This is a genomic window from Cryptosporangium phraense (assembly GCF_006912135.1).
Classification (GTDB): domain Bacteria; phylum Actinomycetota; class Actinomycetes; order Mycobacteriales; family Cryptosporangiaceae; genus Cryptosporangium; species Cryptosporangium phraense.
This window is the reverse complement of record NZ_VIRS01000027.1, coordinates 36917-62586: the sequence shown is the minus strand read 5'-3', so window position 1 is coordinate 62586 and position 25670 is coordinate 36917. Positions and strand designations below refer to the sequence as shown.

At 70.7% G+C, this 25670-nt stretch carries 32 protein-coding genes and 3 pseudogenes; 13 read left to right on the top strand and 22 right to left on the bottom strand.

What is annotated here, in order from left to right; translation table 11 throughout:
- Positions 1–12: 12 nt before the first annotated feature.
- The 3 genes from FL583_RS30125 to FL583_RS30115 form a co-directional block, all read right to left on the bottom strand.
- Entirely contained in the window at positions 13–837 is an 825-nt protein-coding gene (locus FL583_RS30125) for an ABC transporter permease (RefSeq protein WP_142708244.1), read from the bottom strand.
- Entirely contained in the window at positions 834–1808 is a 975-nt protein-coding gene (locus FL583_RS30120; RefSeq protein WP_142708243.1) for an ATP-binding cassette domain-containing protein, read from the bottom strand. Before FL583_RS30120 ends, FL583_RS30125 begins: the two co-directional genes overlap by 4 nt.
- Before the next feature lie 104 nt (positions 1809–1912).
- Entirely contained in the window at positions 1913–2791 is an 879-nt protein-coding gene (locus FL583_RS30115; protein WP_142708288.1) for an SDR family oxidoreductase, read from the bottom strand.
- Positions 2792–2856: 65 nt separating this feature from the next.
- On the opposite strand from FL583_RS30115, the gene FL583_RS30110 reads away from it, so the two are divergent.
- Both FL583_RS30110 and FL583_RS30105 read left to right on the top strand, forming a co-directional pair.
- The gene (locus FL583_RS30110) at positions 2857–3429 is read left to right on the top strand and encodes a TetR/AcrR family transcriptional regulator (protein WP_142708242.1); all 573 of its coding nucleotides are present in this window, start codon (positions 2857–2859) and stop codon (positions 3427–3429) included.
- Position 3430: 1 nt separating this feature from the next.
- Positions 3431–3886, top strand: coding sequence for an AAA family ATPase (locus tag FL583_RS30105; RefSeq protein ID WP_142708241.1), 456 nt, complete (start codon positions 3431–3433; stop codon positions 3884–3886).
- Here FL583_RS30105 and FL583_RS30100 read toward each other — a convergent pair.
- The gene (locus tag FL583_RS30100; RefSeq protein WP_142708240.1) at positions 3861–4895 is read right to left on the bottom strand and encodes an aldo/keto reductase; all 1035 of its coding nucleotides are present in this window, start codon (positions 4893–4895) and stop codon (positions 3861–3863) included. The two genes, FL583_RS30105 and FL583_RS30100, sit on opposite strands and share 26 nt — an antisense overlap.
- A gap of 64 nt (positions 4896–4959) precedes the next feature.
- Complete coding sequence (locus tag FL583_RS30095) at positions 4960–5466, bottom strand: GNAT family N-acetyltransferase (RefSeq protein WP_142708239.1); 507 nt, start codon at positions 5464–5466, stop codon at positions 4960–4962.
- Positions 5467–5535: 69 nt separating this feature from the next.
- Here FL583_RS30095 and FL583_RS30090 point away from each other — a divergent pair, with 69 nt between their 5' ends.
- Positions 5536–5970: a VOC family protein gene (locus tag FL583_RS30090; protein WP_205752581.1), complete on the top strand. Its 435-nt coding sequence runs from the start codon at positions 5536–5538 to the stop codon at positions 5968–5970.
- Between the two features lie 11 nt (positions 5971–5981).
- On the opposite strand, the gene FL583_RS43165 is transcribed toward FL583_RS30090, so the two are convergent.
- The 3 genes and pseudogenes from FL583_RS43165 to FL583_RS30080 form a co-directional block, all read right to left on the bottom strand.
- Positions 5982–6416, bottom strand: coding sequence for a group II truncated hemoglobin (locus FL583_RS43165; RefSeq protein WP_420843222.1), 435 nt, complete (start codon positions 6414–6416; stop codon positions 5982–5984).
- Positions 6417–6518: 102 nt separating this feature from the next.
- Positions 6519–7061: pseudogene (locus FL583_RS43160) on the bottom strand (rhomboid family intramembrane serine protease); the annotation flags it as partial.
- Positions 7062–7198: 137 nt separating this feature from the next.
- Entirely contained in the window at positions 7199–7873 is a 675-nt protein-coding gene (locus FL583_RS30080; protein WP_142708237.1) for an LLM class flavin-dependent oxidoreductase, read from the bottom strand.
- Between the two features lie 17 nt (positions 7874–7890).
- Between FL583_RS30080 and FL583_RS43155 the strand changes: the two are divergent.
- A pseudogene (locus FL583_RS43155) lies at positions 7891–8439 on the top strand (LysR family transcriptional regulator); the annotation flags it as partial.
- A 60-nt stretch (positions 8440–8499) separates the two neighbouring features.
- Here FL583_RS43155 and FL583_RS40440 read toward each other — a convergent pair.
- Together FL583_RS40440 and FL583_RS30070 are read right to left on the bottom strand one after the other, a co-directional pair.
- Entirely contained in the window at positions 8500–8712 is a 213-nt protein-coding gene (locus tag FL583_RS40440) for a hypothetical protein (protein WP_170323940.1), read from the bottom strand.
- Between the two features lie 61 nt (positions 8713–8773).
- Positions 8774–10195: an MFS transporter gene (locus FL583_RS30070; RefSeq protein WP_142708236.1), complete on the bottom strand. Its 1422-nt coding sequence runs from the start codon at positions 10193–10195 to the stop codon at positions 8774–8776.
- 110 nt (positions 10196–10305) lie between these two features.
- Between FL583_RS30070 and FL583_RS30065 the strand changes: the two genes are divergently transcribed.
- On the top strand, positions 10306–10884 hold the full coding sequence (locus FL583_RS30065) for a TetR/AcrR family transcriptional regulator (RefSeq protein WP_205752580.1): 579 nt from the start codon (positions 10306–10308) through the stop codon (positions 10882–10884).
- Here FL583_RS30065 and FL583_RS30060 read toward each other — a convergent pair.
- Together FL583_RS30060 and FL583_RS30055 are read right to left on the bottom strand one after the other, a co-directional pair.
- Positions 10875–11159, bottom strand: a complete 285-nt coding sequence (locus FL583_RS30060) for a hypothetical protein (RefSeq protein WP_142708235.1) — start codon at positions 11157–11159, stop codon at positions 10875–10877. The two genes, FL583_RS30065 and FL583_RS30060, sit on opposite strands and share 10 nt — an antisense overlap.
- A 59-nt stretch (positions 11160–11218) precedes the next feature.
- Positions 11219–11842 (bottom strand): TetR/AcrR family transcriptional regulator, encoded by a 624-nt coding sequence (locus FL583_RS30055; protein WP_142708234.1) that lies wholly within the window; start codon positions 11840–11842, stop codon positions 11219–11221.
- 80 nt (positions 11843–11922) lie between these two features.
- Here FL583_RS30055 and FL583_RS30050 point away from each other — a divergent pair, with 80 nt between their 5' ends.
- Positions 11923–12939 (top strand): LLM class flavin-dependent oxidoreductase, encoded by a 1017-nt coding sequence (locus tag FL583_RS30050; protein ID WP_142708233.1) that lies wholly within the window; start codon positions 11923–11925, stop codon positions 12937–12939.
- 39 nt (positions 12940–12978) lie between these two features.
- On the opposite strand, the gene FL583_RS42570 is transcribed toward FL583_RS30050, so the two are convergent.
- The 3 genes from FL583_RS42570 to FL583_RS42565 all read right to left on the bottom strand — a co-directional run bounded on the left by FL583_RS42570 (position 12979) and on the right by FL583_RS42565 (position 13871).
- Positions 12979–13107, bottom strand: coding sequence for a hypothetical protein (locus FL583_RS42570; RefSeq protein ID WP_276611647.1), 129 nt, complete (start codon positions 13105–13107; stop codon positions 12979–12981).
- A 170-nt stretch (positions 13108–13277) separates the two neighbouring features.
- Positions 13278–13535, bottom strand: a complete 258-nt coding sequence (locus FL583_RS30045) for a PspC domain-containing protein (RefSeq protein ID WP_142708232.1) — start codon at positions 13533–13535, stop codon at positions 13278–13280.
- A 207-nt stretch (positions 13536–13742) separates the two neighbouring features.
- A complete protein-coding gene (locus FL583_RS42565; RefSeq protein ID WP_276611646.1) occupies positions 13743–13871 on the bottom strand; it encodes a hypothetical protein in 129 nt (42 codons plus the stop codon).
- A gap of 220 nt (positions 13872–14091) precedes the next feature.
- Here FL583_RS42565 and FL583_RS30040 point away from each other — a divergent pair, with 220 nt between their 5' ends.
- The 3 genes from FL583_RS30040 to FL583_RS30030 all read left to right on the top strand — a co-directional run bounded on the left by FL583_RS30040 (position 14092) and on the right by FL583_RS30030 (position 17187).
- Entirely contained in the window at positions 14092–14490 is a 399-nt protein-coding gene (locus FL583_RS30040) for a hypothetical protein (RefSeq protein WP_142708231.1), read from the top strand.
- A 61-nt stretch (positions 14491–14551) separates the two neighbouring features.
- Complete coding sequence (locus FL583_RS30035; protein WP_420843220.1) at positions 14552–15793, top strand: alkaline phosphatase; 1242 nt, start codon at positions 14552–14554, stop codon at positions 15791–15793.
- Positions 15794–15999: 206 nt separating this feature from the next.
- On the top strand, positions 16000–17187 hold the full coding sequence (locus FL583_RS30030) for an alkaline phosphatase (protein WP_142708283.1): 1188 nt from the start codon (positions 16000–16002) through the stop codon (positions 17185–17187).
- Positions 17188–17209: 22 nt separating this feature from the next.
- Here the strand turns inward: FL583_RS30030 and FL583_RS30025 are convergent, their stop codons facing one another.
- From FL583_RS30025 to FL583_RS30015, 3 genes are read right to left on the bottom strand one after another with little or no spacing between them, the layout of a single operon-like run.
- A complete protein-coding gene (locus FL583_RS30025; RefSeq protein ID WP_142708230.1) occupies positions 17210–17908 on the bottom strand; it encodes a class I SAM-dependent methyltransferase in 699 nt (232 codons plus the stop codon).
- Positions 17905–18288 carry a PPOX class F420-dependent oxidoreductase gene (locus FL583_RS30020; protein WP_142708229.1) on the bottom strand — a complete coding sequence of 128 codons (384 nt, stop codon included), beginning with the start codon at positions 18286–18288 and terminating at the stop codon, positions 17905–17907. The genes FL583_RS30025 and FL583_RS30020 overlap by 4 nt, the downstream gene beginning before the upstream one ends.
- Complete coding sequence (locus FL583_RS30015; protein WP_142708282.1) at positions 18285–18647, bottom strand: DUF4406 domain-containing protein; 363 nt, start codon at positions 18645–18647, stop codon at positions 18285–18287. The genes FL583_RS30020 and FL583_RS30015 overlap by 4 nt, the downstream gene beginning before the upstream one ends.
- A 51-nt stretch (positions 18648–18698) precedes the next feature.
- On the opposite strand from FL583_RS30015, the gene FL583_RS41985 reads away from it, so the two are divergent.
- Positions 18699–19529, top strand: coding sequence for a DeoR/GlpR family DNA-binding transcription regulator (locus tag FL583_RS41985; RefSeq protein WP_142708227.1), 831 nt, complete (start codon positions 18699–18701; stop codon positions 19527–19529).
- Here the strand turns inward: FL583_RS41985 and FL583_RS42735 are convergent.
- Together FL583_RS42735 and FL583_RS30000 are read right to left on the bottom strand one after the other, a co-directional pair.
- A pseudogene (locus tag FL583_RS42735) lies at positions 19436–20239 on the bottom strand (RNA polymerase sigma factor); the annotation flags it as partial. The gene FL583_RS41985 and the pseudogene FL583_RS42735 sit on opposite strands and share 94 nt — an antisense overlap.
- Positions 20240–20809: 570 nt before the next feature.
- Positions 20810–21397, bottom strand: a complete 588-nt coding sequence (locus tag FL583_RS30000; protein WP_142708225.1) for a TetR/AcrR family transcriptional regulator — start codon at positions 21395–21397, stop codon at positions 20810–20812.
- Between the two features lie 46 nt (positions 21398–21443).
- Here FL583_RS30000 and FL583_RS29995 point away from each other — a divergent pair, with 46 nt between their 5' ends.
- Complete coding sequence (locus FL583_RS29995; RefSeq protein ID WP_142708223.1) at positions 21444–22232, top strand: class I SAM-dependent methyltransferase; 789 nt, start codon at positions 21444–21446, stop codon at positions 22230–22232.
- Positions 22233–22234: 2 nt separating this feature from the next.
- The gene (locus tag FL583_RS29990) at positions 22235–22714 is read left to right on the top strand and encodes a cupin domain-containing protein (protein ID WP_142708222.1); all 480 of its coding nucleotides are present in this window, start codon (positions 22235–22237) and stop codon (positions 22712–22714) included.
- Here the strand turns inward: FL583_RS29990 and FL583_RS29985 are convergent.
- Positions 22702–23901 (bottom strand): serine hydrolase domain-containing protein, encoded by a 1200-nt coding sequence (locus FL583_RS29985; protein WP_142708220.1) that lies wholly within the window; start codon positions 23899–23901, stop codon positions 22702–22704. The two genes, FL583_RS29990 and FL583_RS29985, sit on opposite strands and share 13 nt — an antisense overlap.
- 115 nt (positions 23902–24016) lie before the next feature.
- Here FL583_RS29985 and FL583_RS29980 point away from each other — a divergent pair, with 115 nt between their 5' ends.
- Positions 24017–24391, top strand: coding sequence for a hypothetical protein (locus FL583_RS29980; protein WP_142708218.1), 375 nt, complete (start codon positions 24017–24019; stop codon positions 24389–24391).
- Here FL583_RS29980 and FL583_RS29975 read toward each other — a convergent pair.
- Complete coding sequence (locus FL583_RS29975; RefSeq protein ID WP_142708216.1) at positions 24354–25628, bottom strand: YbiU family protein; 1275 nt, start codon at positions 25626–25628, stop codon at positions 24354–24356. The two genes, FL583_RS29980 and FL583_RS29975, sit on opposite strands and share 38 nt — an antisense overlap.
- Positions 25629–25670: the final 42 nt, after the last annotated feature.

The window sequence follows — 25670 nt, the reverse complement described above, 5'->3', positions numbered from 1 at the left end:
CGTTCGGGAGGGTCAGACCTTGCGCCGGTAGGCGCGCAGCGCCAGCGGCATGAAGACCGCGACCAGGCCGACGCACCAGGCCAGGGTCCACCAGATGTGGTTGCCGACCGGGGTGCCGTCGAAGAGCCCGCGCATCGAGCTGACCAGGTGCGTGATCGGGTTGACCTTCACGAAGCCCTGCATCCAGCCCGGCAGCTGGTCGATGCCGACGAACATGTTGGACGCGAAGCTCAGCGGCAACACGATCAGGAACATGATTCCCTGCACCGCGCCGGAGGTCCGGGCGATCATGCCGACGAACACCGAGGCCCAGCTCAGCGACAGCGCGAACACCACCGCGAGCGCGGCCGCGGCCACCGCCGCCAGCGGGTTGGAGTCGATCCGGTAGCCCATCGCGTAGCCGACGGCGAGCGTCGAGATCGTGACGATCACGTACCGCACGACGTCGCCGAGCACGGCGCCGATCAGCGGCGCGGAGCGGGGGATCGGCAGCGACCGGAACCGGTCGAACAGACCCTTCTCCATGTCGGTGTTGAGGTTGACGCCGATCGCGATCGCGCCGGTGGCGATGCTCTGGGCGAGGATGCCGGGCAGGAGGAGCTGCAGGTAGTCGTGGGTCGTGCCGGAGACCGACTTGCCGAAGATGAACACGAAGATGACGAGGAAGATCGCCGGCTGGATCGTCACGTCGATCAGCGCCTCTGGCGTGTGCCAGGTCTTGATCAGGCTGCGTTTCGTGAGCGCCAGCGAGTGCCTGACCAGGCGGAACGGCTTGCGCGTGCGGGCCGACCCGGTGGTCGTGCGGGTCTCGTCGGGGCTGGTCAGCGTGGTGGTCATGCCGCGACCTCCTTGGTGGTGTCGTCGGCGGAGGCCGTCCGGCCGGTGAGGGAGAAGAAGACTTCGTCGAGGCTGGGCAGGTGGAGCGAGAGCTCGGTGACCGGGATGCCGGCGGTGGCCAGCCGGGCGACGGTGGCGGTGAGGGCCTCGTCGTCGTGGACCGGGACGGCGAGGACGCCCTTGCGGATCTGGTCGGCGGGGGCGCCGGTGGAGACCTGGTTGAGGATGTTCGCCGCGTCTTCCAGGTCTTCGGGGTTCGACGGCCGGACCTCGAGGGTCGAGCCACCGACGACGCGCTTGAGCGCCTCGGGGGTGTCGTGGGCGATGACGACGCCGTGGTCGATCACCGTGATCTCGTCCGCGAGCGCCTCGGCTTCTTCGAGGTACTGGGTGGTGAGCAGCACGGTGGAGCCTTCGCGGACGAGCGTCCGGACGACGTTCCACATGTCTTCGCGCTTGCTCGGGTCGAGGCCGGTCGTCGGCTCGTCGAGGAAGATGACGTCCGGGCGGCCGACCAGACTCGCGGCCAGGTCGAGGCGGCGTCGCATGCCGCCGGAGTAGGTCTTGGCCCGCCGTCCGGCCGCGTCGGTGAGGTCGAACCACTCGAGCAGCTCGGCGGCGCGCTTCTGGGCGCCCTTCCGGCCCAGGTCCAGCAGGACGCCGAACAACTCGAGGTTCTGGCGGCCGGTGAGGTCCTCGTCGACCGAGGCGTACTGGCCGGTGAGGCCGATCGCCTCGCGGACCCGCTCGGCGTTCTTGACGACGTCGTAGCCGGCGATGCGGGCCGAGCCGCCGTCCGGCCGCAGGAGCGTGGAGAGGATGCGCACGGCAGTGGTCTTGCCTGCGCCGTTGGGACCGAGGACGCCGAGGATGGTTCCCCGCTCGACGGCGATGTCGACGCCCTGCAGCGCCTTGGTTGCGCCGAAGTTCTTGATCAGGCCGTCGGCCTCGATCACCAGGTCAGTGGTCATGGTGAGAACTCTGGCCCGCCCCGCTGCCAGGACGCTGATACCCCGCTGACATCCCTGACCGCCCCCTGACACGCTCCGACCCACTCACCGCGGGCGAGGGCGGGTCACTCGATGTTCTCCAGGTCCGTCAGCAGGCTCGGGTGGGTCGGCTGCCACCCGAGCGTCTCACGGGTGAGGACGCTGCTCGACGGCTGATCCATCGCGAAGATCGGGCCGAACGGGCCGAACGTCTCCTCCGGCACGGACTCCACCGGCAGCCCCAAGCGCCGCCCGACGACCGACGCGATGTCCCGCACCGCGTCCCCCTCGTCGGCGACCGCGTGCCACACGGTCCCGGCCGGCGCCGACTCCAGCGCCAGCCGGAACAGCACCGCCGCGTCGAGCGCGTGCACGGCCGGCCACCGCTGGGTCCCGTCCCCCGGGTAGCCGGCGATCCCGGTCCGCCGGGCCGCCTCGGTCAGCAGGCCGGCGAAGCCGCCCCGGCCCTGGTTGTGGACGGTCCGGGGCATCCGCACCGCGGTCGCGCGCACGCCCTGCGACGCCAGCGCCAGCAGCGCGTTGATCGACCGGCCGCGTTGCCCGACCGGTCCGTCGGTCGGCGCCGGGTCGGCTTCGGTGGACGCCCGCCCGGGCACCCACGGCGTCCCGGACACGCTGACGATCGGCCGGTCGCTGCCGATCAGCGCCTCCCCCAACGTCGCCATGGCCGCGGTCTCCTCGGCGATGGAGGCGGCCAGCGCCTCCGGGGTGCCGTAGTCGCGGCCGAAGGCCAGGCTGATGACGCCGTCGGCCTGCGCGGCGCCGGCGCGGAGGACGTCGAGGTCGGCCAGCGATCCGCGCAGGACCTCGGCCCCGGCGGACTTCAGGGCCTGCTCGGAGCTGTCCGAGCGGGCGAGGGCGACGACGGAGTGGCCGGCGCTGAGCAACTCGGCGACCACGGCCGAGCCGATCGTGCCGGTACCGCCGGTGACGAAAACAGTGATGGGACTCATGTCGCATCACTGTACACCGCGATGGGACACATGTCGCATCGCCTAGAATGGCACGCATGGCGCGATGGGAACCGGGGGCACGCGAGCGACTCGTCGTCGCCGCCGTCGACCTGTTCACCGAGCAGGGCTACGACGAGACGACCGTCGCCCAGATCGCCGAGCGGGCCGGCGTCACCCGAAGTACGTTCTTCCGGCATTTCGCGGACAAGCGGGAGGTCCTGGCCGCAGGCCAGGAGACGTTGAGCACGCTGCTCGCGGAGGGGATCCGGGAGGCGCCGACGGAGGCCACGCCGCTCGAAGCGGTGGCGGCCGGCCTCGAGCGCGCGTCCGGCGCGATGGGCCCGGCCAACCGGGAGCTCGGCCCGCGCATCAAGGCCGCGGTCGCGGCCAGCGCCGAGCTCCAGGAGCGGGACGCGCTCAAGCACGTCGGGCTGGCCGTCGCGATGACCGACGCGCTGGTCGGCCGCGGGGTCCCCGGCCCGACCGCGCGACTCGCGGCCGAGCTCGGGGTTCTCGCGTTCAAGCAGGGCTTCGCCGACTGGTCCGACGGCACCGACGGCACCGACCTCGCCCAGCACACGCTGGCCGCCCTCGACGATCTCCGCGCCGCCACCGCCACGCTGAGCTGAGATGGCGCGGATCCTGGTCACCGGCATGTCCGGTGCGGGCAAGACGTCGCTTCTCGAGGCGCTCCGCGCGCGGGGGTACCTCACCGTCGACACGGACTACGACGGTTGGACCGGGCCCGACGGCCGCTGGAACGAACCCCGGATGGCTCGGCTCCTCGCCGAGCATGCCGACGTCGTGGTGTCCGGCGCCGTCGACAACCAAGGCCGGTTCTACGACCGCTTCGAGCACGTGGTGCTGCTCAGCGCACCGGTCTCCGTGCTGCTGGAACGCGTACGCCGACGGTCGACGAATCCGTACGGGCGGACGCCGGAGCAGCGGGCCGAGATCGAGGGGTACGTGCGGTCGGTCGAGCCGCTGCTACGCCGGCGGGCGACGCTCGAACTCGACAGCCGGCGCCCGTTGATCGAGCTGGTGGCCGCGGTCGAGCGGCTCAGTAGCCCGGGATCTGCTCCCTGAGCTTCTGCAGCTCGGCCTCGTCGGAGATGCCCTGCCAGTCGTAGCGGGGGGTGTACGGCCGCTGCAGCTGCTCGAGCTCGGACGTGGTCAGCTCGATCTCCAGCGACGCGACGGCGTCGTCGATCTGGGCCATCGAGTTGGCGCCGACCAGCGGAGCGGTGACCACCGGCTGGCTTCGTAGCCAGGCCAGGGCCACCTGCGCCCGGCTGACCCCGCGCGCGTCCGCGATCGCGCCGACCGCGTCGACGATCGCCCGGTCGGCGTCGGGTGACACGTAGAGCAGGTCCGCGTACGCGCCGTCGGTCTCGGCCCGGGCGGTCGACTTCGCGTCGTCCCAGGCGCGGGCCAGCCGGCCGCGGGCCAGCGGGCTCCAGATCACCGTGCCGACGCCTTCGTCGAGGCAGAGCGGGATCATCTCGCGCTCCTCCTCGCGGGCGAGCAGGTTGTAGTGGTGCTGCATCGTCACGAAGCGCGCCCAGCCGTGCTGTTTCTGCAGGTGGAGGGCCTTGGCGAACTCCCAGGCGCGCATCGACGAGGCCCCGAGGTAGCGGACCTTGCCGGCCTTCACCAGGTCGTGCAGGGCCTCGAGGGTTTCCTCCAGCGGCGTCGCGTGGTCGTTGCGGTGGATCTGGTACAGGTCGATGTAGTCGGTGCCGAGCCGCCGGAGGCTGTGCTCGACCTCGGTCATGATCGCCTTGCGCGAGAGGCCGGTCGCGTTCGGACCCGGCCGCATCGGGTGGCGCAGCTTGGTCGCGACGACGACCTCGTCGCGGTTCGCGAAGTCGTTCAGCGCGCGACCGAGGATCTCTTCGCTGGAGCCGTACGAGTACAGGTTCGCGGTGTCGAAGAAGTTGATGCCGGATTCGAGCGCGTGCTTGATCAGCGGGCGGCTGACCTCCTCGTCGAGCGACCAGACCGGGTGGCCGCGGCCGGGGTCGCCGTAGGTCATCGCGCCGATCGCGATCGGGGAGACGTCGAGGCCGGTGGTGCCGAGCTTGATGTACTGCATCGTCCATCCTTCCGGAGAGCTCTCCACTTAAGTTAGCGGAGACCTCTCCGGTTGGCAATGTCGTTCACGTCAGCTCGTCGGCCAGGAGGTCCATGAGCAGGCCGTCGCACCAGACGCCGTCGGCGTTGCGCTCGTAGCGGCGCATGACGCCGACCGGCCGGAACCCGACCTTGCGGTAGCAGCGGATCGCCGCCTCGTTGTCGGCGGCCGGGTCGATGACCAGGCGGTGGTGGCCGCGGGCGATCAGGTGGCGCGCCAGGGTCCGGACCGCGTCGGCCCCCAGGCCTCGGCCGTGGACCGCGGGGTCGAGGTAGATGTCGATGCTCGCGTGGCGGTAGTCCGGATCGGACTCCTCGCTCCACTGGATCGCCCCCACGACCCGTCCGTCGTACTCGATGGCGAGCACCTCGACGTCGTCGTCGACGAGCTCGGCGGCCACCTCCGCGGTGAGGTCCGCGCCCCCGCGCCAGCGTGCGTACACGTCCGGCGTGGCCCGGATCTCGCTCAACCTCCCGACGTCCTGCGCGGACGCCTCCCGAAGACGGACAGCTGCCCCGACGAGTCGCTCCATGAGCTCGACGGTAGGCGCAGTCGCCAATGGACTCCCGCGCTCGGGCCGATCGACCCCTAGGCTCGCCGGGTGACGATCCGTCGGATGGACCATGCCACCGTTGTCGTCGACGACCTGGACTCGGCCGTCGCGTTCTTCGTCGAGCTCGGGATGGAGCTGGAGGGCACGGCGTCGGTCGAGGGTCCGTCGGTCGACCGGCTCAGCGGGCTCGACGGGGTGCGGGCCGACATCGCGATGGTCCGGACGCCGGACGGGCACAGCCGGCTGGAGCTGACGAAGTACCGGGCGCCGGCCGCGGTCGGCGGGTCGCGGGAGGCCGTGAACACGCTCGGGCTACGGCAGGTCATGTTCCTGGTGGACGACGTCGACGCCACCGTCGAGCGGTTGCGGGCGCACGGCGGCGAGCTGGTCGGGGAGGTCGCGCGATTCGAGCCGAGCTACCGGCTCGGCTACGTCCGCGGCCCGGCTGAGATCATCGTCGCGCTGGCCGAGGAGATCGGCTGACCGGGCGTCGATCAGGACGTCCGGGGCCAGCGCGGGATCGGCAGGCCCTCGGGCACGTCGTCGGCCGATCCGGGGTACCGGGCCATCGTCGTCGTGGTGGCCCAGGCGAAGTAGTCGTACAGCGTCCGGCGCACCGGACCGGTGAACCCCGCGTCGGTGAGCGCCTGGTCGAAGCAGGCGATGGCCCTCCGGTCCATCTCCTCGTGCGGACCGTTCCCGCTGTGCATGCGGACGACGGTCGTCTCGTCGCCGTAGTCCCGCGAGTAGCGGGGCGGGCCACCGAGCGCTTCGGCCCAGTACGCGGCCAGGCGTTCGGTGTGGTCGGGATGGAAGCCGTGACTGAACGCGTGGCTCACGACCTCGTCGGCCAGGACACGCTCGTGCCAGGCCGCGGCCAGGCGACGCAGGCCCGCGTCACCACCGGCTTCGTCGTACACACTCGGCATCCGTCCAGCATCGCCCACTTCACGGTGGGGCGCCGGACGTCGGCCGGGTTCAGGCGGTGGGGACCACTGGCGGACCGTACTGCTCGTGCCGACGAGCACGGCCCCGACGACGACGCCGGCCAGGAGCGCGGGGCCGTGGATGTCGGTCCGGATCGTGAGCCAGATCGCCCCGGCCAGGATCGCGATCGAGCCGATCACCAGCGGCGCTGCGCTATACCGCCGGCCGCGCACGCGGGCCAGGCGCGGGGCGGAGCGCCGGCCGCGCACGCGGGTCAGTAGGACCCAGGCGACCAGTCCGCCGAGCGGGCCGGCGAACCCGACCGAGATCCCGCTCGAGTAGGGCTGCCAGAACTCGCCCGCGGTGTGCCCGGCCAGGGCACCGGCGAGGAACAGCAGGATCCAGCGCGGGGTGCCGAACACGCGCTCGGCCGCGGTACCGACGATCGCCGCGCCGACCGCGAGCACGACAACCGCGCTCCACGGATCGGGCTGCACGAGCACCGGAGAGATCAGGCGCCAGACCTGGCCGTGCGCGAGGGCGTGCGGATCGCGGCGGATCGCGAGGAAGAGTCCCGTGGCTCCGAGGTGGTACAGGATCGTGCCGACGGCCCAGCAGCTCAGCGTGGTGAAGGTGGCGCGGGTCATGTACCGAAGCTATGAGCCGGCCCGCCGCACTTCCGGTCCCAACGATCACCACCCACCCATGACAAACGTCAGGCGCCGGGCATCCTCGCTCACGGGAGCCGGACAGCGACAAACAGCTCGACGCCATGCACCCGGGCTCAGAGAACCGTCAATTCTGGAGCTAGGCGTTCGAACTGGGCGACGCCCTCTTCGTAGTCGATTCCTCGGTCGAGCATCACCAGGACGTGATCAGCGCCGGCCGCCAAATGCTCGGCCGCAAACGCCGGGCCGGTACCCACCACCAGCAACTTCCCCGCCCCCAGCGCCTCCCGGGCAGCCGCCGTCCGCTCCGCCGACTGGCCCGCAGGCACCGCCCCGTCCGCGGACTCCCCGGCCAACGCCAACATCCGCGGCCCGTTGGCCGCGATCAACCTCGGGTACGCCACCGACGGCACCGGCGGCTGGGTCGGAACGTCCATCTCCTCCAGGTACGCCCGCATCGTCACCACCGGCGAACCGAACGACCGGCCCACTGCCGCCGCCTGCTCCGGGTACCCCACCCCGAGCCCGAGTACGAACCGCCCCGGATACGCCTGCGCCAGCTGCGCCGCCCCGGCACTCATCGTGGGCGCCGGCCGCACCCAGATGTTCGCGATACTGGTCCCGAACACCATCTCCCGCGTCGCCGCGAGCAACACCGCGACCTGCACCAACGCGTCTTTCCCGATCACCTCGTTCACCCAGGCGGCGCGGTACCCCGCGCTCTCCAGGCGCGCCACGGCCGCCCGGTGGGCGTCCAGAGAAGGGGTCGAGGTGAACGAAACCGGCAGCAGAACGCCGACGCGCGGCTTCCCTCAGCCGCCAGATCACCCGCCTCGAGCAGCAGGTCGGGGCCCGCCTGCTCGACCGCACCCCGCACGGCACCCGCCTCACCCCGGCCGGCGAGGTCTTCCTCCCGCACGCCCGCGCCGCTCTGGACGCCATGGAGCGTGCCGCCGTGCGCACCCGCGTCGCCGCCGACCTGAACCGCATCACGGTCGGCTACGCCGCCAACCTCATCGTGACGCCCGCCGTGCGCGCTCTCCGCCGCCTTCACCCCGAGGCCGACGTCCGGACGCTGCACGTCGACTGGCAGGCCCCGCAGAACACGCTGCTCGAACACCGCGTCGACGTGCTGGTCGCGCGACTGCCGTTCCCTGTCGACGGGCTGCGCGTCACCGTCCTCTACGACGAACCGCGGCTCCTGCTGGTACCCGACGACCACCGGCTCGTCGGCCGGGAGACGGTCACGCTCGACGACATCAAGACCGAGCCGATGCCCCGGATCCTGGACCCGATCTGGGACGCGTTCTGGCGCGTCGATCCGCGTCCGGACGGCAGCCGAGCCCCGGACGGCCCGGCCCGTCCTGGCCACTCGGGCCGACGACCGGAGCGAGCTCGTCGCCGCCCTCCGCCGGTTCTACGAATCCGGGCCGATCGTCCCGTCGTAGCGAACCTGCGTGTGTTCGGCCGCGCGAACGGCCCGGAACACCTGCCGGGACGGCCGCAGCGAGTCGGCCTCGGCCGGATCGCCGCTGAACTCCGCCCGCCGGCGCGCGCGGCCGCCGGCGATCAGGCGGTAGACCGCCAACCCCGCCAGCGCCGCGAACACGACGATCAGCACGATTTTCACATCATCACGAGTACCCTCGCGCGACCGTTAACACACTCGATGGGGCTTTCCAGCGCACCGATCAGGCGACCGATTCCAGGTCGTCGACACCGTGCGCCAGCGCCTCCTGCCGCCGCCGCTTCGCGGCCGGCACCAGGAGCGACGCCAGCACCGCGAGCACGGCCACGCCCGCGCAGAGCGTGAATCCGAGCGTGAACGCGTCGTCGGTCGGCAGCCCCTGCGGCGTGCTGTTCGACGAGATGACCGCCGCGATCACCGCGGTCCCGATGCTGCTCCCGATCGTCCGCGCGATCGTGTTGACGCTCGTCGCCTCGCCGGTCTGGGTGGCCGGGACGCTCTCGATGATCGCGTTGGACATCGCGGCGAACGCGAACCCGATGCCGATCCCGGTCAGGACTCCGGAGATCAGCACCAGCCAGATCTCGCCGTGGGACACCGCGGGCACCACGAACGCCCCGACGACGGCGACCGTCCCGAGGAACATCGGCACCTTCGGGCCGAACCGGCGGTCGAGCAGCCCGGCCAGCGGACCGAACAGCACCATCATGATGACGGTCGGCAGCAGGAACAGCCCGGCCTGCGACACGGACTTGCCGAAGCCGTAGCCGGTGGCGGCCGGCAGCTCGAGCAGCGTCGGCACCAGGACGAACGTGCCGAACATCGCGAAGCCCAGCACCATCGCGACCACGTCGGTGGCCCACACGCCCCGGACCCGCATCAGCCGCATGTCGATCAGCGGCTCGGCGGTGCGCAGCTCGACCAGCACGAACCCGATCAGCCCGACGACGCCGAGCCCGGCCGTGCCGAGCGTCAGCCCGTCGGCCCAGCCCCAGCTCTCGCCCTTGCTGATCGCCAGCAGCAGCGCGACCAGCGACACGGACAGGATCGCCGCACCAAGCACGTCGAGCCGGCCCGGCGTGCGGACCGGCGACTCCGACATCCCGAAGATGACCCCGATCAACGCGACCACGACCAGCACCAGCGGCAGCCAGAACAGCCAGTGCCAAGACAGGTTCTCGACGATCGGCCCGGCCGCGACGATGCCGACGCCGGCGCCGATACCGAAGATCGCCGAGAGCAGGCCGACCGTGACGCTGACCCGCTCCCGCGGCAGCTCGTCCCGGACGATGCCGATCGAGAGCGGCAGGATCGCGCCCGCCGCGCCCTGCAGCACGCGCGCGAGGATCAGCACGATCAGGTTCGGGGCCAGCGCGGCCAGCAGTGTGCCCGCGGCGAGCACGGCCAGCACGGCAATCAGCACCTTGCGCTTGCCGATCATGTCGCCGAGGCGGCCGAGGATCGGCGTCAGCACCGAGGCCGAGAGCAGGTACGCGGTCAGGATCCAGCTGATGTCGCCGGTCGATGCGTCGAGGTCGGTCGCGATCGTCGACAGCGCCGGGGCGACCAGGGACTGCAGCACCGCGAACGCCAGGCCACCCAGCGAGAGGTACAGCACCAGCAGGGAGCCGTTCGATTTCTTCATGACGTCCTCGGGAGCGGTTGTAAACAGACGCTGACTTCCTCAGTATCGGCCGGGCCCGCGGCAAGTCAACAGTCGTTTACATCACTGCGGCGAATGTTTACGCTGGCGTCATGAGCGCACCCGCCCGACGCCGAGACGCCGCCGGCACCCGGCAGCGCCTGCTCGAGGCCGCTCGTCGCCGGTTCGCCACCGACGGCTACAGCGCCACGACCGTGCGGGACATCGCCGACGAGGCCGGCGTCAACGTGGCGCTGATCAGCCGGTATTTCACGAGCAAAGAGGGCCTGTTCGAGCAGTGCCTGGTCGGTACCGCCGACGACCTGGCCCGCTCCATACCCGAGAACGCCACTCTCGAGCAGCTCCCCGACCTCATCGCGGCTCAGATGGCCGGCGCGTCGATCGGCGACCGGCCGACCGACCGGCTGCTGTTGCTGCTCCGGTCGTCCGGCGACGAGCGCGGCGACCGCATCCGTCGGGACGTGCTCCGCAGTCAGGCCGAGCGGCTCGCCGGGCTGACCGGCCGGCCGGTCGACGAGAACCTCGTGCTCCGGGCCGAGGTGGCCCTCTGCGCGACGTTCGGCATGCTGCTCGTCCGGCTGTCGACCGGCATCGAGCCCCTGACGTCCGCGTCCGAGCAGGAGCTCGCGGGCCCGCTCCGGGACCTGTTCCGGAGCCTCCTTCAGGCCTGAGGTTCCCGCGCTCCGCGGCGCGAGCGGAGCTTCGCTCCGACAGCTACGACCACGCCGACGACGGCCAGCGCGATCTTGAAGCCGACCTTGCCGAACGCCAGCAGGCCGAGCGCCCGCACGGCCCCGTGCAGCCACCAGGTGACGTCGACGAACCGGCCCAGGTCGTCGCGGTACTCGAAACCGACGATCCACCAGCCCAGCACGGTCAGCGCCAGCCCTCCGGCGACGACGAGGACGGCAGCGGCTTTCTGGCTCTTCGGCAGGGATGCGTTCATGACTCGAAGTTACGAACGGCCGTCGTCGATCTCGTCGTCCCGGCGGCGGAACGTCATCTCTACCGGGAGATAGAGGAGCCGGCCTCGAGGGCCGCATACAGCGCGCGGACCGGCGGCAGCGCGGGCAGAGCGTCCGTATTGATGGACGAGAACGACTGCAGGAGGTAGCCGACCAGGCGGTCGGCCGCCGGTCCGAGCGGCCGGGCCACCCCGCCGCTGGCCAGCAGGATCAGCGGAAGGTCGTGGGGGGAGAAGTCGGCGCGCAGCGCGCCGGATGCCTTCGCCCGGCGGACGAGCCGGACGAACTCGCGCAGCCCACGCTGACGCTCGGCCTCCAGCACCTCGACGCCGGGGAACATCGTCGTCAGGACCTGGCCGAAGCCCCGGTCGTCCTGCGGGATCCGGCAGACGTACCGGATGAAGTCGCAGAACGCCGGCCAGGGAGCGGGATCCGCGGCCGCGGCCGCCGCCCGGTCGGCGTAGGCGGTCATCGCCGGCCCGAAGACGGCCGCGACCAGGTCCTCGCGGGCCGGGAAGTTCCGGATCAGCGTGGCGATGCCGACGTTCGCGCGCCGGGCCACCTCGCTCATCGGGACGTCGAGCCCGGCGATCCGGAACTCCTCGGCGGCGGCGTCGAGGACTCGCTGCCGGTTGCGGACCGCGTCCGCTCGCGTCGGTGGCACGGTTCACCGTAACTCGAAATGGAAGCGACCTTCCAGTTGTTGATATGGAAGATGTCTTCCACTTTCGAAGGAGCAGGACGATGAGCATCGAGATCGGGATCGCGTCACTGTCGGATCGGCAGCCGCGGACGGTGGACGGCCGGTCGGTGTCCGAGGCTTCCCGGATGCGCCAGATCATCGAGCTGGGCGTCCGGGCCGACGAGCTCGGCCTCGACGTCTTCGGGGTCGGTGAGCACCACAGCCGCGATTTCGTCGTGTCGTCGCCGGCGCCGGTGCTGGCCGCGGTGGCCGCGCGCACGTCGAACATCCGGCTGACCAGCGCGGTGACCGTACTGAGCGCGCTCGACCCGGTGCGGGTCTACCAGGACTTCGCGACGCTGGACTTGATCAGCGGCGGTCGGGCCGAGATGACGGTCGGGCGGAGCGCGCACCCGGAGCCGTTCGCGCTGTTCGGGATCGACATCGAGCGCTACGACGAGGTGTTCACCGAGAAGCTCGGGTTGCTGCTGCAGCTGCGGGAGCAGGGGGAGATTTCGTGGCGCGGCGAGTTCCGGCCACCGCTGTCGCGGGCCACGGTCGGGCCGCGGGCCGACGTCCCGATGTGGATCGGGGCCGGTGGGACGCCGGCCAGTGCCGCGCGGGCCGGTGTGCTCGGGTTACCGCTGATCCTGGGGTATCTCGGGGGTGACCCGGAGCACCTGCGCCGGCTGGTCGACCTCTACCGGGCGGCCGGCGACCGCGCGGGGCAGAGCGGTCTCCAGGTCGGCGTGGCGGCGCACTACTTCGGGGCGTCGTCGGAGGAGGAGGCCGCGTCGACGTATCCGTACTATCGCGACTTCCTGCGGCCGAAGCAGCCCGGCGGTGGCGGGTACACGGTCTCGCCGCGGGATTTCGTCGAGGGCCGCGAGCCCGGGCGTCCGCTGATGATCGGGACGTCGGAGCAGGTCACCGAGAAGCTCGTCGAGTTGCACAAGGTCGTCGGATTCGATCGGGTGCAGTTGCTGGTCGACTGGGGCGGGTTGCCGGGTGAGCTCGTGGAGGCGTCGCTGGAGCGGCTGGGTACGGAGATCGCGCCGGCGGTGCGGGCCCGGGCGTGAGCAGAGAGCGCCCGGAGCGGAAGCTCCGGGCGCTCGGGCTCAGTGGCCGGGGTAGAAGTCCCAGCAGTCGTTGTGGCGCTTGCGCTGCAGCCGGCGGCGACGAGGCCGGACGTCGTTGTAGTCCCAGTCGTCGCACCGGTGGTACTCGTGGTGGTAGCTACCGCTCATGTCGCTCAGCCTCCTCGCTCGGTTTGCGGGGTCAGGTGACCCGTTCCGGTCTTCAGGTTCCCGGGTTTCGGGATGTCGCTCGATCGCCCAGCGAACGTCCGGCGCGTTAGCGCGGCAACACAGGACGATGCCCGGAGCGCGCGCTGGCGCTCCAGGCATCGTCTCCGGGGTCAGGCGGCGGCCGGGGGGACCATCGGGTTCGAGTAGGTGGCGCGCTCCTCGGCGGGCATCAGGATCCAGAGGATCGGGTACAGCAGGAGAACCTGGCTGCCCGGGATCAGGAGCATCGTCAGCACGAACAGGGCCCGCGCGGGCCACGGGTCGATGCCGATGCGGGCGCCGAGGCCGGCGCAGACACCACCCAGGAAGCGCCCCTCCCGCGGCCGGACCAGACCCTTGGAGGCGAGGTAGCGGTGGACGTCGTTCATGGTGTGGGCTCCCCTTCTGGAGTGTTCGAACCGATGCCATAAGGGTGCGGCTCCGACCGCCCCCGGCACATCGGGAGACTCCCTCGACCGGCCCCGGAGATCCGGCTCCGGGACTACCCCGAAGCCCGTACGGCCGGGCGCGCCCGGCGCACAGCGAAAGCCCCGGAACGCTCGGGGCGCTCCGGGGCCTAGGAATCTCGCGTTGTGTCAGCTGCAGTAGTTGTAGTCCCAGCAGTCGTTGTGGTGGCGACGCTTGTGGTGACGGCGCCGCGGGCGGCAGTAGTCGTAGTCGTAGTCTCCGCAGTAGTCGTACTCGTAGTCGTAGCAACCGCTCATGGTGTCCAGCCTCCTGGTGTCTGCCCGGGAGCCTCTCCCCCGGTGCACCACTAGATTCGCGCTGAATCCGGAACGACTCGATCGCCGCCACTACGGCCCGACGGTTCGGTTGCCGACACTCCGGGCCGCAGCGTCGCCCTGCTCGGACGTGTAGGTCGTGTGTAGCTGGTGGGGCCATGGTCGGGGTGTCCGTACCGTTTCTGGCCACTGGGAGCTGAGCATGCCTCCGCTGCGTCGCCAGCCGCCCACTCCCCTGCAGATCGTCGTCGCGGTGCTGGTCGTGCTCGGCGGGCTGATCGCGGTGTACGCCGCCTATCGATTCCTCGCCACGTCCGGCACGGTCGGCGACCGACTCACCGCCGCGTTCGGGTTCCTCGTCCTGAGTGCGTTGACGCTGTGGACGGCCTGGATGGTCTACCTAGGGCGTCGGGGCGGGCTGGTGCTGGCCACGCTCATCGCGGTCGTCCTGGTGATCTACGGCCTGCTGATGTTCACCGGGCCGGCGCCGTGGCCCGTCATCGGCGGCGCGCCGACGTTTCTCGGCGGCGGAATGGTCCTACTCCTGTTCCTCCCGGCCGAGTCGCGCAACTGGTTCCGCCCCACGCACTGGGCCGGCTAGGGCCTGTTCAAACGCCCGAACCGCCGAATCAACCCCAATACCGGGCGATTCGCTCAAAAAGGTGTTCCCTAGCCGCGTGCGCCCAAAGACCTTCGCCGCCCTCACCACCGCCGCTGCGCTCGTCGCCGGCGGCGCCGTCACCTACGCCGCCCGCGCCGACAACGACGGACCTCGGGCCCGCAGCGTCATCTTCATCAACGGCGACGGCATGGGTCCGGCCCAGCGCGAGGCCGCACGCCTCACCTACAAAGGCTTCGACGGCCGGCTCACGATGGACAGCCTGCCCGTCTCCGGTCAGCTGACCACCAGCCCGGACGACCCGGTCAGCGCGATCACCGACTCCGCCGCCGGCGCGACCGCCTGGACGATCGGCAAGCGCACCTACAACGGCGCGATCAGCGTCGACGTCCACAAAAAGCCTTGGCGGACGCTGGGGGAGCAGGCGAAGGACGACGGGAAGTCCACCGGACTGGTGACGACGGCCCAGGTGACCGACGCGAGCCCGGCCGCGTGGTTCGCCAACGAGGCCTCCCGAAAGGATGAGGACGACATCGCACGTCAGTACCTCGAGGTCAGCAAGCCGGACGTGATCCTCGGCGGCGGCGAGGACTGGTGGCTTCCGTCCTCGAACCCGGGCGCGTTCCCGGACGGCGACGGCGAGCGGAGCAAGGGCACGAAGGGCAACCTGATCGCCCAGGCCCGCCGGGACGGCTACCGGTATGTGTCGTCGGCGGCCGACCTGCGCGCCGCGCCGGACGACGGGAAGCTGCTCGGGCTGTTCGCGAACGAGGAGATGTTCCAGCAGCGCGAGGAGGGCAAGGGTGACGTCTACGACCCGGTCGTTCCGCTCGCCGACATGACGTCCAAGGCTCTCGACGTGCTGCAGAACGACAAGGACGGCTTCTTCCTGTTCGTCGAAGAGGAAGCGATCGACGAGTTCTCGCACCACAACAACGCGACCCGGATGCTGCAGGCGATGGGCGAGCTCGACAAGGCGGTCGCGGTCGCCAAGGCCTACGCGGCGAAGCACCCGGACACGCTGGTGGTCGTCACCGGCGACCACGAGTGCGGCGGCCTGACCGTCGAGGACAACTCGAAGACCGACGAGTCGGGCAGCGGCGTCTCGCGGGAGGACGGGCCGTTCCCGATCGCGCACAGCCCGCGCCGGTTCAGCCTCGACTGGACGACGACCGGCCACACGGGCGTGGACGTCCCGGTCACCGCGACCGGCCCGCTCTCGTCGATGTTCACCGGCAAGCACCCCAACACCCACGTCCACGAGGTGCTGGCGAAAGCACTCTGAATCAGCCATCGACTGCGCAGCTGACCGAGACGAAGTCGTTTGTCCCTACAACGAATTCATATCTAGTTCATATGTGCGCAAGTTGCCATCGTTGCCGCTGGTGTTGCCTGACCTGGGTCATAGACACAGGAGGATCCGTGGAGAACAAAGGACTGCGCTGGCTCGCCGGGTCGGTTGCGGTAGTCGCTGCCGTCGGCGCCGCCACGATGACCGTGGGCGCGGCCGACGCGAACGGCGGCCACCCGAAGGCCAAGAGCGTCATCTTCATCAACGGCGACGGCATGTCGGCCGCGCACCGTGAGGCCGCCCGTCTCGCGATGACCGGCCTCGACGGTCGCCTGGCGATGGACAGCCTGCCCTACTCGGGTCAGCTCAGCACGAGCCCGCACGACCCGAAGACCGCCATCACCGACTCCGCCGCCGCCGCCACCGCGTGGGCCACCGGCCAGAAGACCTACAACGGCGCGATCAGCGTCGACGTCAACAAGAAGCCGCTCGCGACGCTGGGCGAGCAGGCCAAGAAGGCCGGCAAGGCCACCGGTCTCGTCACGACCGCGCAGGTCACCGACGCGAGCCCGGCCGCGTGGTTCTCGCAGACCGTCGACCGCGGTCAGCAGGACGACATCGCCCGTCAGTACCTCGAGGTCAGCAAGCCCGACGTCATTCTCGGCGGTGGCGAGGACTGGTGGCTCCCCGCGGGCAGCCCGGGCGCGTTCCCGGACAAGCCGGCCGAGGACCCGACCGAGGCCAGCAAGGGCACCAAGGGCGACCTGATCGCCAAGGCCAAGAAGGCCGGCTACACCTACGTCACCTCGGCCGCACAGCTGAAGGCGGCCAAGGGCGGCAAGCTCCTGGGCCTCTTCTCCAACGAGGAGATGTTCCAGCAGCGCGAGGAAGGCAAGGGCGACATCTACAACCCGGTCGTCCCGCTCGCCGACATGACGTCCAAGGCGCTGAGCACGCTGAAGACCGACAAGGACGGCTTCTTCCTGTTCGTTGAGGAAGAGGGCATCGACGAGTTCTCGCACGAGAACAACGGCGAGAAGGTCCTCAAGTCGATGGCCGAGCTCGAGAAGGCGGTCAAGGTCGCCAAGGCCTACGTCGCCACGCACCCCGACACGCTGCTGGTCATCACCGGTGACCACGACTGCGGTGGCGCCACCGTCGAGGCCGCGGAGGACACCGCGGACGAGTCCGGCGACGGCATCTCGAAGGAAGACGGGCCGTTCGCGATCGCGGGCAGCTCGCTCAAGTTCAACATCGACTGGACCACCAGCGGCCACACCGGCGTGAACGTGCCGGTCACCGCGTCGGGCCCGTACGCGTCCTCGTTCACCGGCGAGCACGCGAACACCTACGTGCACGAGGTTCTCTCGAAGATCCTGACCAAGTAGTTCCGGAGAAGCCCGGCCGGTTCTACCGGCCGGGCTTTTTCGTGCCCATCGCCCAGCGGAAGTGGTTCACGAACCGGTAGCCGCCGGTCTCGGTGCGGAACGGGCGGGCCGCGTCGAGAATCGTCCGGGCCAGCGACGGGTCGTCCTCGCCGAACAGGAGGCCGGCGACCAGGTCGTGGTCGTCCGCCGCCGTCCACGGGACCTCGACGAGGCCGGACCGGACGTCGGCCGCGGGTTCCAGCATCTCCTCGAGGCCGCCCGGCAGGCGCAGGTCGCCGTCTTCCAGCGGCTCGTCGGCCAGCGCCGCGTTGATCACGTCGAGGTCGTTGCGGGCCCGCTCGGCCCAGTTCGCCACCGCGACGTGTCCGCCCGGCACGGTCACGCGCAGCATCTCGGCGACGGCCGCGTCCGGGTCGTCGGCGAACTGCAGCGCGTTGATCGCGGTCACGAGGTCGAAGCTGTCGTCGGCCCACGGCAGGGCTTCGGCGTCCGCTACGCGTACGTCCGCGCCCGGCGCCGCGGCCGCGGCGAGCTGCACCATCGCCGGCGACGGATCGGCCCCGGCGACTCCGCGGGCCCCGAGCGACGCCAGGAACTCGCCGCTTCCGCACCCGACGTCCAGCACCCGGCTACCGTCGGCGAACGTCTCCCAGACCGGCGCCGCGAACGTCCCCCACCACCGCGCCCAGGCGACGGCGACCGGCGACCACTCGTCGGTCACGGAATCGTGATCGCGATGCAGGTCACCGGTGGGCGCTTGATGCGGAACACCGCGGTCGCCGTATTGGCGATCCGTGACATCCAGTACTTCTTCGCGATGTAGCGCCGGACCCTGGGCTCCTCGGATTCGTCCAGCAGCTGGGCCGTTCCCGACGCCGTCGGAGCGTCCGGCGCGATCCGCCCCCGGATGCCGCACACGGTGAGCTGCACGGCCGGGTTGTTCCGGATCCGCTTGACCTTCCACGCGCTCGCCTCGGAGATCACGTAGACCACACCGTCGACATAGGCGTGCCACACCGGCGTGGCCACCGGTGTTCCGTCCTTCTTGTACGTCGTCAGGCTGACGTACCTACCCCGGCCGATCTCGTCCGCGACGCTCATTCGTGCAGGTTAGACGGCGGCACGTCTTCCAGACTGAACCACACCGGAATGCCCCGTTCGCGGGCGATCGCCACGTCCTGGTCGGCCCCGGTCGACTCGCCCGGTAGCCGCAGCACGCCCTCGCAGCGCTCGAGCAGCCGCTGCGCGGTCGGGTACATGATCTCGGCCGCGATCGGATCGGCCGGACCCGTGCCACCGGCCCCGCGAAGCACCGGTAACGCGACCCACTCGCCGATCATCGGCACGTGCCCGGCCTGGAAGAGCGGCCACGCGGCCTCCTCCAGCCGCCGCAGGTTCGCCTCCATCAGCGCCGGATCGTCGCCCGTGCCGGAACGGTAGGGACCAGCAATCAGAATCATCATGCGTAGTACGCTACGTGCAATACCAAGGACAAACAAGAAGGAACATGAATGCTCGCCGCCCAGCGTCACGAGCTCCTGCTCGACCGGCTCCGCACCGACGGCCGCATCGTCGCCAAAGACATTGCCGCTGAGCTGCGGATCTCCGAGGACAGCATCCGTCGCGACCTTCGCGAGCTAGCGGCGGCCGGCCTGTGCCAGCGTGTGTACGGCGGTGCCCTCCCGGTCTCACCCGCGATCGGTGACCTAGAAACGCGCAAGAACGTGCAACCAGACTCCAAGCAGCGCGTGGCCGCCCGCGCCGCCCAGTTGATCGCTCCCGGCTGCACCGCGATCCTCGACGGCGGCACGACGACCCTCGCGGTCACCCGCGCCCTCCCGAGGGACCTCAACGCCACGATCATCACCCACAGCCCGACGATCGCGTCCGCGCTCGTCGACCACCCCGCGGTCGAACTACACGTCATCGGCGGCCGGATCTTCAAGCACTCCGCGGTCGCGTGCGGCGCCGCCGCCGTCGAGTCCGCGTCCCTGGTTCATGCGGACGTCTTCCTGATGGGCGTCACCGGCGTGCACCCGACCGAAGGACTCACCACCGGCGACGCCGACGAGGCCGCGATGAAGCGGGCGCTGTCCCGGCGGGCCGCCGACACCTACGTGCTGGCCAGCGCCGAGAAGATCGGGGCCGCGTCGCCGTTCACGGTGCTCGGGCTGAGCGACGTGGCCGGCATCGTGACCGACGTCGACGCCCCGCTCCTCCGCGACCTCGCCGAGACCGGCGTGCCGATCATCTCGGCGGCCGGACCGTCCACCATCGACACGGCTACCGCCCGGTTCAGCGCCACGACCGGCGTCGGCCACCCCCGGAGCAGCGCGTCGTAGAGCGTCCGTATCTGCGGCCAGTCGGTCGCGTCGTACGTCGGCGCCTGAGCGTGAAGGGCGGCGATCGCGGCCTGCAGGCTGAACCTCCCGGGAGGACGCGACCGCAGCGCGGTCACCACCAGTCGGTCGGCCTCCGCGATCGCCACCCGGTCCCAGACCGAACGGTCCTGGTCGGCCAGGCGGACGAGCCGGCCCTCCGGTCCGACCCGGCTTCCCTCCCGCGCCTTGTGGACGAGGAGCAGAGCCAGCAATCCGGTGGCCTCGGACTCGTCGGGGAGCAGCGCGTGCAGGAGCCGGGCGAGATCCACCGCCCGATCGGTCAGATCGACGCGGGTGAGCCGGGCGGCCATCGTGGCCTCGGGGACGAGGAAGGCCTGGGCGATCTCGGGCGTGGTGAGGCCGCACACCAGCCGGAGGGTGAGCGCGATCCGGGCTTCCGGCGACAGCGCGGGATGGCAGCAGGTGAAGACCAGGCTGAGCGGGTCGGCCGGTTTCTCCGTCGGCGGCTCGACCACCAGCAACGGGAGCTTGGCCTCCAGCGTCTGCCGACGGGCCAGCGTCGAGAGCGCCTTGTTGCGGGCGGCGGTGGTGAGCCAGGCGCCCGGACGCTCGGGGATCCCGTCGCGCTCCCAGGCCGTGAGCGCGACGACATACGCGTCCTGGACGCTCTCCTCGGCGAGGTCGACGCCGCCTTCGACGATCGGGGTCATCTTCGCGAGTTCGAGCGCGTGGTCGAGGTCTCGCGCTTCGAGGATGAAGAGGCCGGCGAGGGCCCCCTTTGGTCTCGACGAACGGCCCGTCGGTGAGCAGACCGTTGCGGAGGTCACTTCCTGCCGGCAGGCTCGTTCGGCTTCCAGGTTGGCGTCCGGACCGAAGAAGTGCAGCGAAACGCCGACCGAACCTCCCCAGGCGTCTCGGCCGAAGACCGCGACGAGGGAGTCCCCGGTCCGGAGGCCGAGGAAGTGGGTTTCTTCGTAGAACGTGGTGTGGGCGGCGCACTGCTCGTACTCGAGCGGGTCGTCGGCGTACGAGCCGGTGTGCCGGTAGCGGACGTGGGTCGTCCCGTCCCGGCCTTCGAGGCGGTATTCGAGCTGGTTGAACCAGCCGTTGGGGCCCTCGGCGCGGGTGCGGAAGAGGCGGCCGGGTTCCCAGGCGGTGACCTGGCCACCGTGGCCGGTGAGGCCCTTTTCGGCACCGCCCTCACGGGGCTCGTACTCGATCGGCCAGTTCGTCCGAACTACCGACCAACGGGCTCGCCGAAAATCGACAGCGCGCGTTTCTCAGGCCAACCAGGGCCCAACGACCGCCGCAACCTTGATCCACACCACCGACGGCTCCGGCGGCGTCCCCGTCCGGTCCGCGAACAGCAGATGACCAGCGCCGATCAGCATGAACGCGATCGTGTCGACGTCCGCGTCCGGCTTGAGGCGCCCACCGGACCGCTCGGCGCGGAGGTACCCGGCGATGATGTCGGCGGCATCCGTGAGCACCGGCACCCCAGCCGGCCAGGTGTCCCGCAGCCGGGCCCGCAGCCCGTCGCGGAACGTCACGAGCGCCACGATCGCCACCGCGACCGACCCGAACAGCCCGATCAGCGCCTGGGCCAGGTTGTCGACGACCCGCCCGGTGCCGGTGGCCTCGCGCAACGCGGCGGCCTTCGGGTCCATCCGATGGATCCGATCGAGCACGAACTCGGCCAGGAACGCGTCGAAGTCGGCGAAATGCCGGTGCAGCACGCCCTTCGCGACGCCCGCCTCGTCGGTGACCGCCCGACTGGTCAGCGCGCTCGGCCCGTGCGCGAGGAGCACCCGCTCGGCGGCGTCGAACAGCTGCTCGCGCACGTCGCGGAGCGCGATCCCGGTTGGCACTCGGAAATCGTCGCATGAGTGGGCGACCGCCCACTAGAGTGGGCACATGCCCACTCAACCCTCACATGAAGCTCGTCAGATCGCCGAATCGTTCGGCGCCGACGCCGACCGCTACGACCGCGCCCGCCCCCGCTACCCGGACGCCCTGATCGCCCGCATCGCGCGGACCGCGCCGGGGCCGGACGTCCTCGACGTCGGCACCGGTACCGGCATCGCCGCCCGCCAACTCCGGGAGGCCGGCTGCATCGTCCACGGCGTCGAGGTCGACGCCCGGATGGCCGCACTCGCCCGTCGCTACGGCATCGAGACCGACGTCGCGGGCTTCGAGACCTGGGACTCGGCCGGTCGCACGTTCGACGCGGTCGTCGCCGCCCAGACCTGGCACTGGATCGACCCGTCGGCCGGGGCCGCGAAGGCCGCCTCGGTGCTGCGCCCGGGCGGACTCCTCGCGTTGTTCTGGAACGTCTGGGACCCGGACCCCGACCTGGCCGAGGCGTTCGGCGCGGTCTACCGCGAAGTGCTGCCCGACCTCCCGTTCAAGCCCTGGGCCCGTCCCTCCGGCCGCGACCCGTGGCGGCTCTTCTTCGAACCGGCCGAGGCCGGCCTCCGCGGGTCCGGCGCCTTCGGCCCCGTCGACCACTGGTTCTACGAGTGGCAACGGACCTACACCCGCGACGAGTGGCTCGATCAGGTTCCCACCTCCGGTGGTCACACCACACTGCCCCAACCCCAGTTGGACGCCCTACTGGCCGGCATCGGCGCCGCGGTGGACGCGGTCGGCGGCAGTTTTGTCCTGCGTTATACGGCTGTGGCCCTGGTGAGTGATAGGCAGTAGCAATGTCTTATCCGCCGCCGCTCTACACCGGAGACACCGGAACCCTGACCGCCTCGTACCGGAGCTCGAGCACCCCACCCGAGCTGACCTACCCGAACGGCAACACGGTGCACTACCTGGCCACGCACGAGTCGACCGGCGGGCTGTTCGGCCTCTACCGTTGGGAGTTCAGCGGCGTGCGCAGCGGCCCCGACCCGCACTTCCACCGCTCGATCGCCGAGTCGTTCTACATCCTCTCGGGCACCGTGAGGATCTACGACGGCACGCGCTGGAACGACACGACGCCCGGCGACTGGGTGCACGTACCGGCCGGAGGCGTCCACGGTTTCCGCAACGAGTCCGGCGAACCGGCGTCGATGCTGTTGCAGTTCGCGCCGGGCGCGCCGCGCGAGGCCTACTTCGAGGGTCTGCTCCGGATCAGCGAGATGTCCGACGAGGAGAAGGCTGAGTTCTACGCCGAGCACGACAATCACTGGCTCTGATCGTCGAGCGCCGCGTAGGCCGACGTCCAGAAGTCCAGATAGACGTTCGAGTTCTGCGGAAACGCGGCGCGTTGGGTGAGCAGGATGCCGACCAGGTCCTCGGCCGGATCGATCCACATCGACGTGCCGAGCCCGCCGTCCCACCCGAACTGACCGGGTACCGCGGCGCCACCGGCCCGCCGGGTCGTGACGCCGACGCCGAAGCCCCAGCCCCGGCTGCTCCAATAGCCGGGGAACCAGGGCGACGACGCCTTGATCTCCGGCGTGAGCTGGTCGGTGGCCATGGCCTCGACCGACGTCCGGGCGAGGAGCCGCTCGCCGCCGTGCCGACCGAAGTTGCGTAGCAGCTGCGCGAACGCGAAGCAGTCGTCCACCGTGGACACGAGGCCACCGGCGCCGGAGCTGAACGTCGGCGCGTTGCGCCAGGCCGATTCGGCGCCGCCGGGATCGCGGAGCGTCAGACCGTCGGCGGTGGCCAGGTAGCTGGTCGGCAGACGGTGCAGCTGGTCGGCCGGCACCGAGAAGCCGGTGTCGGTCATGCCCAGCGGCGTGAAGAGACGCTCGCGCAGGAAGCCTTCCAGGGACTGGCCCGAGGCTCGGGAGATCAGCACGCCGAGCACGTCGGAGCCGGTGTTGTAGGTCCAGGATTCGCCGGGCTGGTGGGCCAGCGGCAGCGAGCCGAGGCGGCGCAGCCACTCGTCCTGGTCGAGCTCGGTCTCCGGCTGCGGCACCCCGGTGAGGGCGCGTACCTCGGTCGCCGCCTGGACGAGCTTGGCCCCCGCGCCGACCAGCATCCCGAAGCCCCAGGTGAAGTTCAGCAGGTCACGGACGGTGATCGGCCTCTTCGCCGGCACCGTGTCGTCCAGATCGGCGTCGAAGTGGCGGAGGACGCGGCGGTCGGCGAGCTCGGGCAGCCACCGGTCGACCGGCTCGTCGAGCCGGAGGACGCACTCCTCCACCAGCATCAGGGTCGCGACCGCGACCATCGGTTTGGTCATCGACGCGATCCGGAAGATCGCGTCGCGCCGGATCGGCGCGCTGCCTTCGAGATCGGTGGTGCCAACCGCGTCGACGACGACGTCGTCGCCCGGGGCCACCAGCGTGACGATGCCGGGCGCGTACCCGCTCGTCGCGTGCCCCGCCATCACGTCGTGCATCCGCGCCAACCGCGCTTTCGAGAACGTCATGCCCCCGGTCTTACTCCTTTGCTACGACAAACCCCGCCCGTACGCGAATCCGCGTAGAACCCGATACGTCGTCGCGCCGACGCGCGCGCCGGCGAGCTTCGGCAGCGTGGAGCCCATGCGAAAGGTCATGGGAACCGCACTGCTGGTGGCCGCCGCGGGCCTGACGATCGAGTACTTCGCCGGGGTCGCGGACTTCCCGACGATCCCGCCCGGCCCCTTCATCCTCGGGATCGCCGGGGTGCTGGTGCTCGCGCTGACCCGGCCGCGCTGGCCGCTCGTCGTCGGGCTGATCGCCGCGCTCTTCGTCACGGTCGGCGGCCTGATCGAAGGCTCGGTCTGGCACCGGATCGCGGACCCCGGCGAGTTCGCCGACTGGCTGGGCGTCGTCCTGCAATGGACCGGCCAGGTCGTCGCGATCGTCGCCGGAATCCTCGCGATCCGCGGCGCGTACTTCAGTCGAGTCCGAGCCCTCGGCGCCCGGTCTCGTTGAGGTCGTCGACCGCGAAGCGGTTGGACCAGGTCCGCTCGTAGTGCTCCTCGGGGAAGTCGCTCGGGCTCGACCCGGTCGTGAACGCCTCGCGCACGGACGCCGCGTACCGCTCGTTGCGCGGGCACCACGGCGCCGCCGGGATGTACATGACGTTCCCCCACCCGACCTGGTCCTCGACCGGCGCGACGCCGTGGATCATGTCGCAGTGCCACCACACGGAATCACCAGCGGAAACGTCCGGGATCCCGGTGACCGCCTCCATCAGCAACGGGTGCCACTCACCGTTGGCCGGGAAGACCTGGTTGACCGTCACCCCACACATGTCGTCGTCGGGAACGTCGTCCAGGAGCGGGCGGAGCATCAGGTAGGCCATCGCCGCCGGGATCGGCACGGTGTGCAGCACGCCCTGGTCGTGGGCCATGTCGGAGAGCGCCGTCCAGCCCTGGAACGTCCGGAAGACCGAGCACATCGTCGACCCCGGATACTGCGGACCGTCGGTGCGGTAGGCGGCGTCCCACGGGTCGTACTGTTCGACGGTCCCGTCGAACAGGTGCCGGAACGCCTGCTGGTACGCCCCGGTCATCCACAGGTCGAGCGTCCCCGGATCGAGGTGGGTGCCGAGCCCTCCGGAGGTGGCGCCGGGCGGGCGACGGCGGATCCGGTCCGGGTAGAGCGAGTCCCGCTCCGGGTCGAACCACTGCGCGCCTTCCGACGCGTGGGTCCACTGGCTGTTCAGGAACTTCTGGACGTTGCTCATGCGGACGCTCTGCCGCGCCTGCATCTGGGCCGGTGACCAGTAGATCGGGTAGATCTCGGGCTTCGAGCCGACGCTGCCGAAGAAGTCGTCGCCGGGGCCGCGATAGTTCTCGAAGAACTGGTTGCTCTCGACGTAGTCGACGATGCCCTGGTCCCAGGCGAGGGCCTGCTCGCGCGGGAAGTGGCCGCGGACGACGAGGCAGCCGCGTCGCTGGAGCTTGGCGACGGCGTCCGGGCTCACCGTGCCGGCGGCGATGTCGTCGTAGTCGATGACCGGCCAGACCTGCTCGCCACGGGCTTTCTCGGCCGCGATGGCGTCCACCTCGATTGAAATGCGCTGCTCGACGACGGCGAAGACCTCGTCGACCGTGCGGCCGGAGGCCGCGATCCGCGCGCGCAGGGCGCGCTTGACCTCCCGGACGGCCGAGGGGAGATCGGCGGGCGGGCTGTCCCAGTGCGGCACGGCGAGGGGCGTGGTCATCGGGCGCTCCTTCTAGGTAAGACTCCTTACTTGTAACCCACG

Coding starts and splice junctions, on each gene's coding strand:
- FL583_RS30125 (WP_142708244.1), bottom strand. CDS start 837: ATGACCACCACGCTGACCAGCCCCGACGAGACCCGCACGACCACCGGG.
- FL583_RS30120 (WP_142708243.1), bottom strand. CDS start 1,808: ATGACCACTGACCTGGTGATCGAGGCCGACGGCCTGATCAAGAACTTC.
- FL583_RS30110 (WP_142708242.1), top strand. CDS start 2,857: ATGGCGCGATGGGAACCGGGGGCACGCGAGCGACTCGTCGTCGCCGCC.
- FL583_RS30105 (WP_142708241.1), top strand. CDS start 3,431: ATGGCGCGGATCCTGGTCACCGGCATGTCCGGTGCGGGCAAGACGTCG.
- FL583_RS30100 (WP_142708240.1), bottom strand. CDS start 4,895: ATGCAGTACATCAAGCTCGGCACCACCGGCCTCGACGTCTCCCCGATC.
- FL583_RS30095 (WP_142708239.1), bottom strand. CDS start 5,466: ATGGAGCGACTCGTCGGGGCAGCTGTCCGTCTTCGGGAGGCGTCCGCG.
- FL583_RS43165 (WP_420843222.1), bottom strand. CDS start 6,416: ATGCCGAGTGTGTACGACGAAGCCGGTGGTGACGCGGGCCTGCGTCGC.
- FL583_RS30070 (WP_142708236.1), bottom strand. CDS start 10,195: ATGAAGAAATCGAACGGCTCCCTGCTGGTGCTGTACCTCTCGCTGGGT.
- FL583_RS30065 (WP_205752580.1), top strand. CDS start 10,306: ATGAGCGCACCCGCCCGACGCCGAGACGCCGCCGGCACCCGGCAGCGC.
- FL583_RS30060 (WP_142708235.1), bottom strand. CDS start 11,159: ATGAACGCATCCCTGCCGAAGAGCCAGAAAGCCGCTGCCGTCCTCGTC.
- FL583_RS30050 (WP_142708233.1), top strand. CDS start 11,923: ATGAGCATCGAGATCGGGATCGCGTCACTGTCGGATCGGCAGCCGCGG.
- FL583_RS42570 (WP_276611647.1), bottom strand. CDS start 13,107: ATGAGCGGTAGCTACCACCACGAGTACCACCGGTGCGACGACTGGGAC.
- FL583_RS30045 (WP_142708232.1), bottom strand. CDS start 13,535: ATGAACGACGTCCACCGCTACCTCGCCTCCAAGGGTCTGGTCCGGCCG.
- FL583_RS42565 (WP_276611646.1), bottom strand. CDS start 13,871: ATGAGCGGTTGCTACGACTACGAGTACGACTACTGCGGAGACTACGAC.
- FL583_RS30040 (WP_142708231.1), top strand. CDS start 14,092: ATGCCTCCGCTGCGTCGCCAGCCGCCCACTCCCCTGCAGATCGTCGTC.
- FL583_RS30030 (WP_142708283.1), top strand. CDS start 16,000: ATGACCGTGGGCGCGGCCGACGCGAACGGCGGCCACCCGAAGGCCAAG.
- FL583_RS30020 (WP_142708229.1), bottom strand. CDS start 18,288: ATGAGCGTCGCGGACGAGATCGGCCGGGGTAGGTACGTCAGCCTGACG.
- FL583_RS30015 (WP_142708282.1), bottom strand. CDS start 18,647: ATGATTCTGATTGCTGGTCCCTACCGTTCCGGCACGGGCGACGATCCG.
- FL583_RS41985 (WP_142708227.1), top strand. CDS start 18,699: ATGCTCGCCGCCCAGCGTCACGAGCTCCTGCTCGACCGGCTCCGCACC.
- FL583_RS29995 (WP_142708223.1), top strand. CDS start 21,444: ATGCCCACTCAACCCTCACATGAAGCTCGTCAGATCGCCGAATCGTTC.
- FL583_RS29990 (WP_142708222.1), top strand. CDS start 22,235: ATGTCTTATCCGCCGCCGCTCTACACCGGAGACACCGGAACCCTGACC.
- FL583_RS29985 (WP_142708220.1), bottom strand. CDS start 23,901: ATGACGTTCTCGAAAGCGCGGTTGGCGCGGATGCACGACGTGATGGCG.
- FL583_RS29980 (WP_142708218.1), top strand. CDS start 24,017: ATGCGAAAGGTCATGGGAACCGCACTGCTGGTGGCCGCCGCGGGCCTG.
- FL583_RS29975 (WP_142708216.1), bottom strand. CDS start 25,628: ATGACCACGCCCCTCGCCGTGCCGCACTGGGACAGCCCGCCCGCCGAT.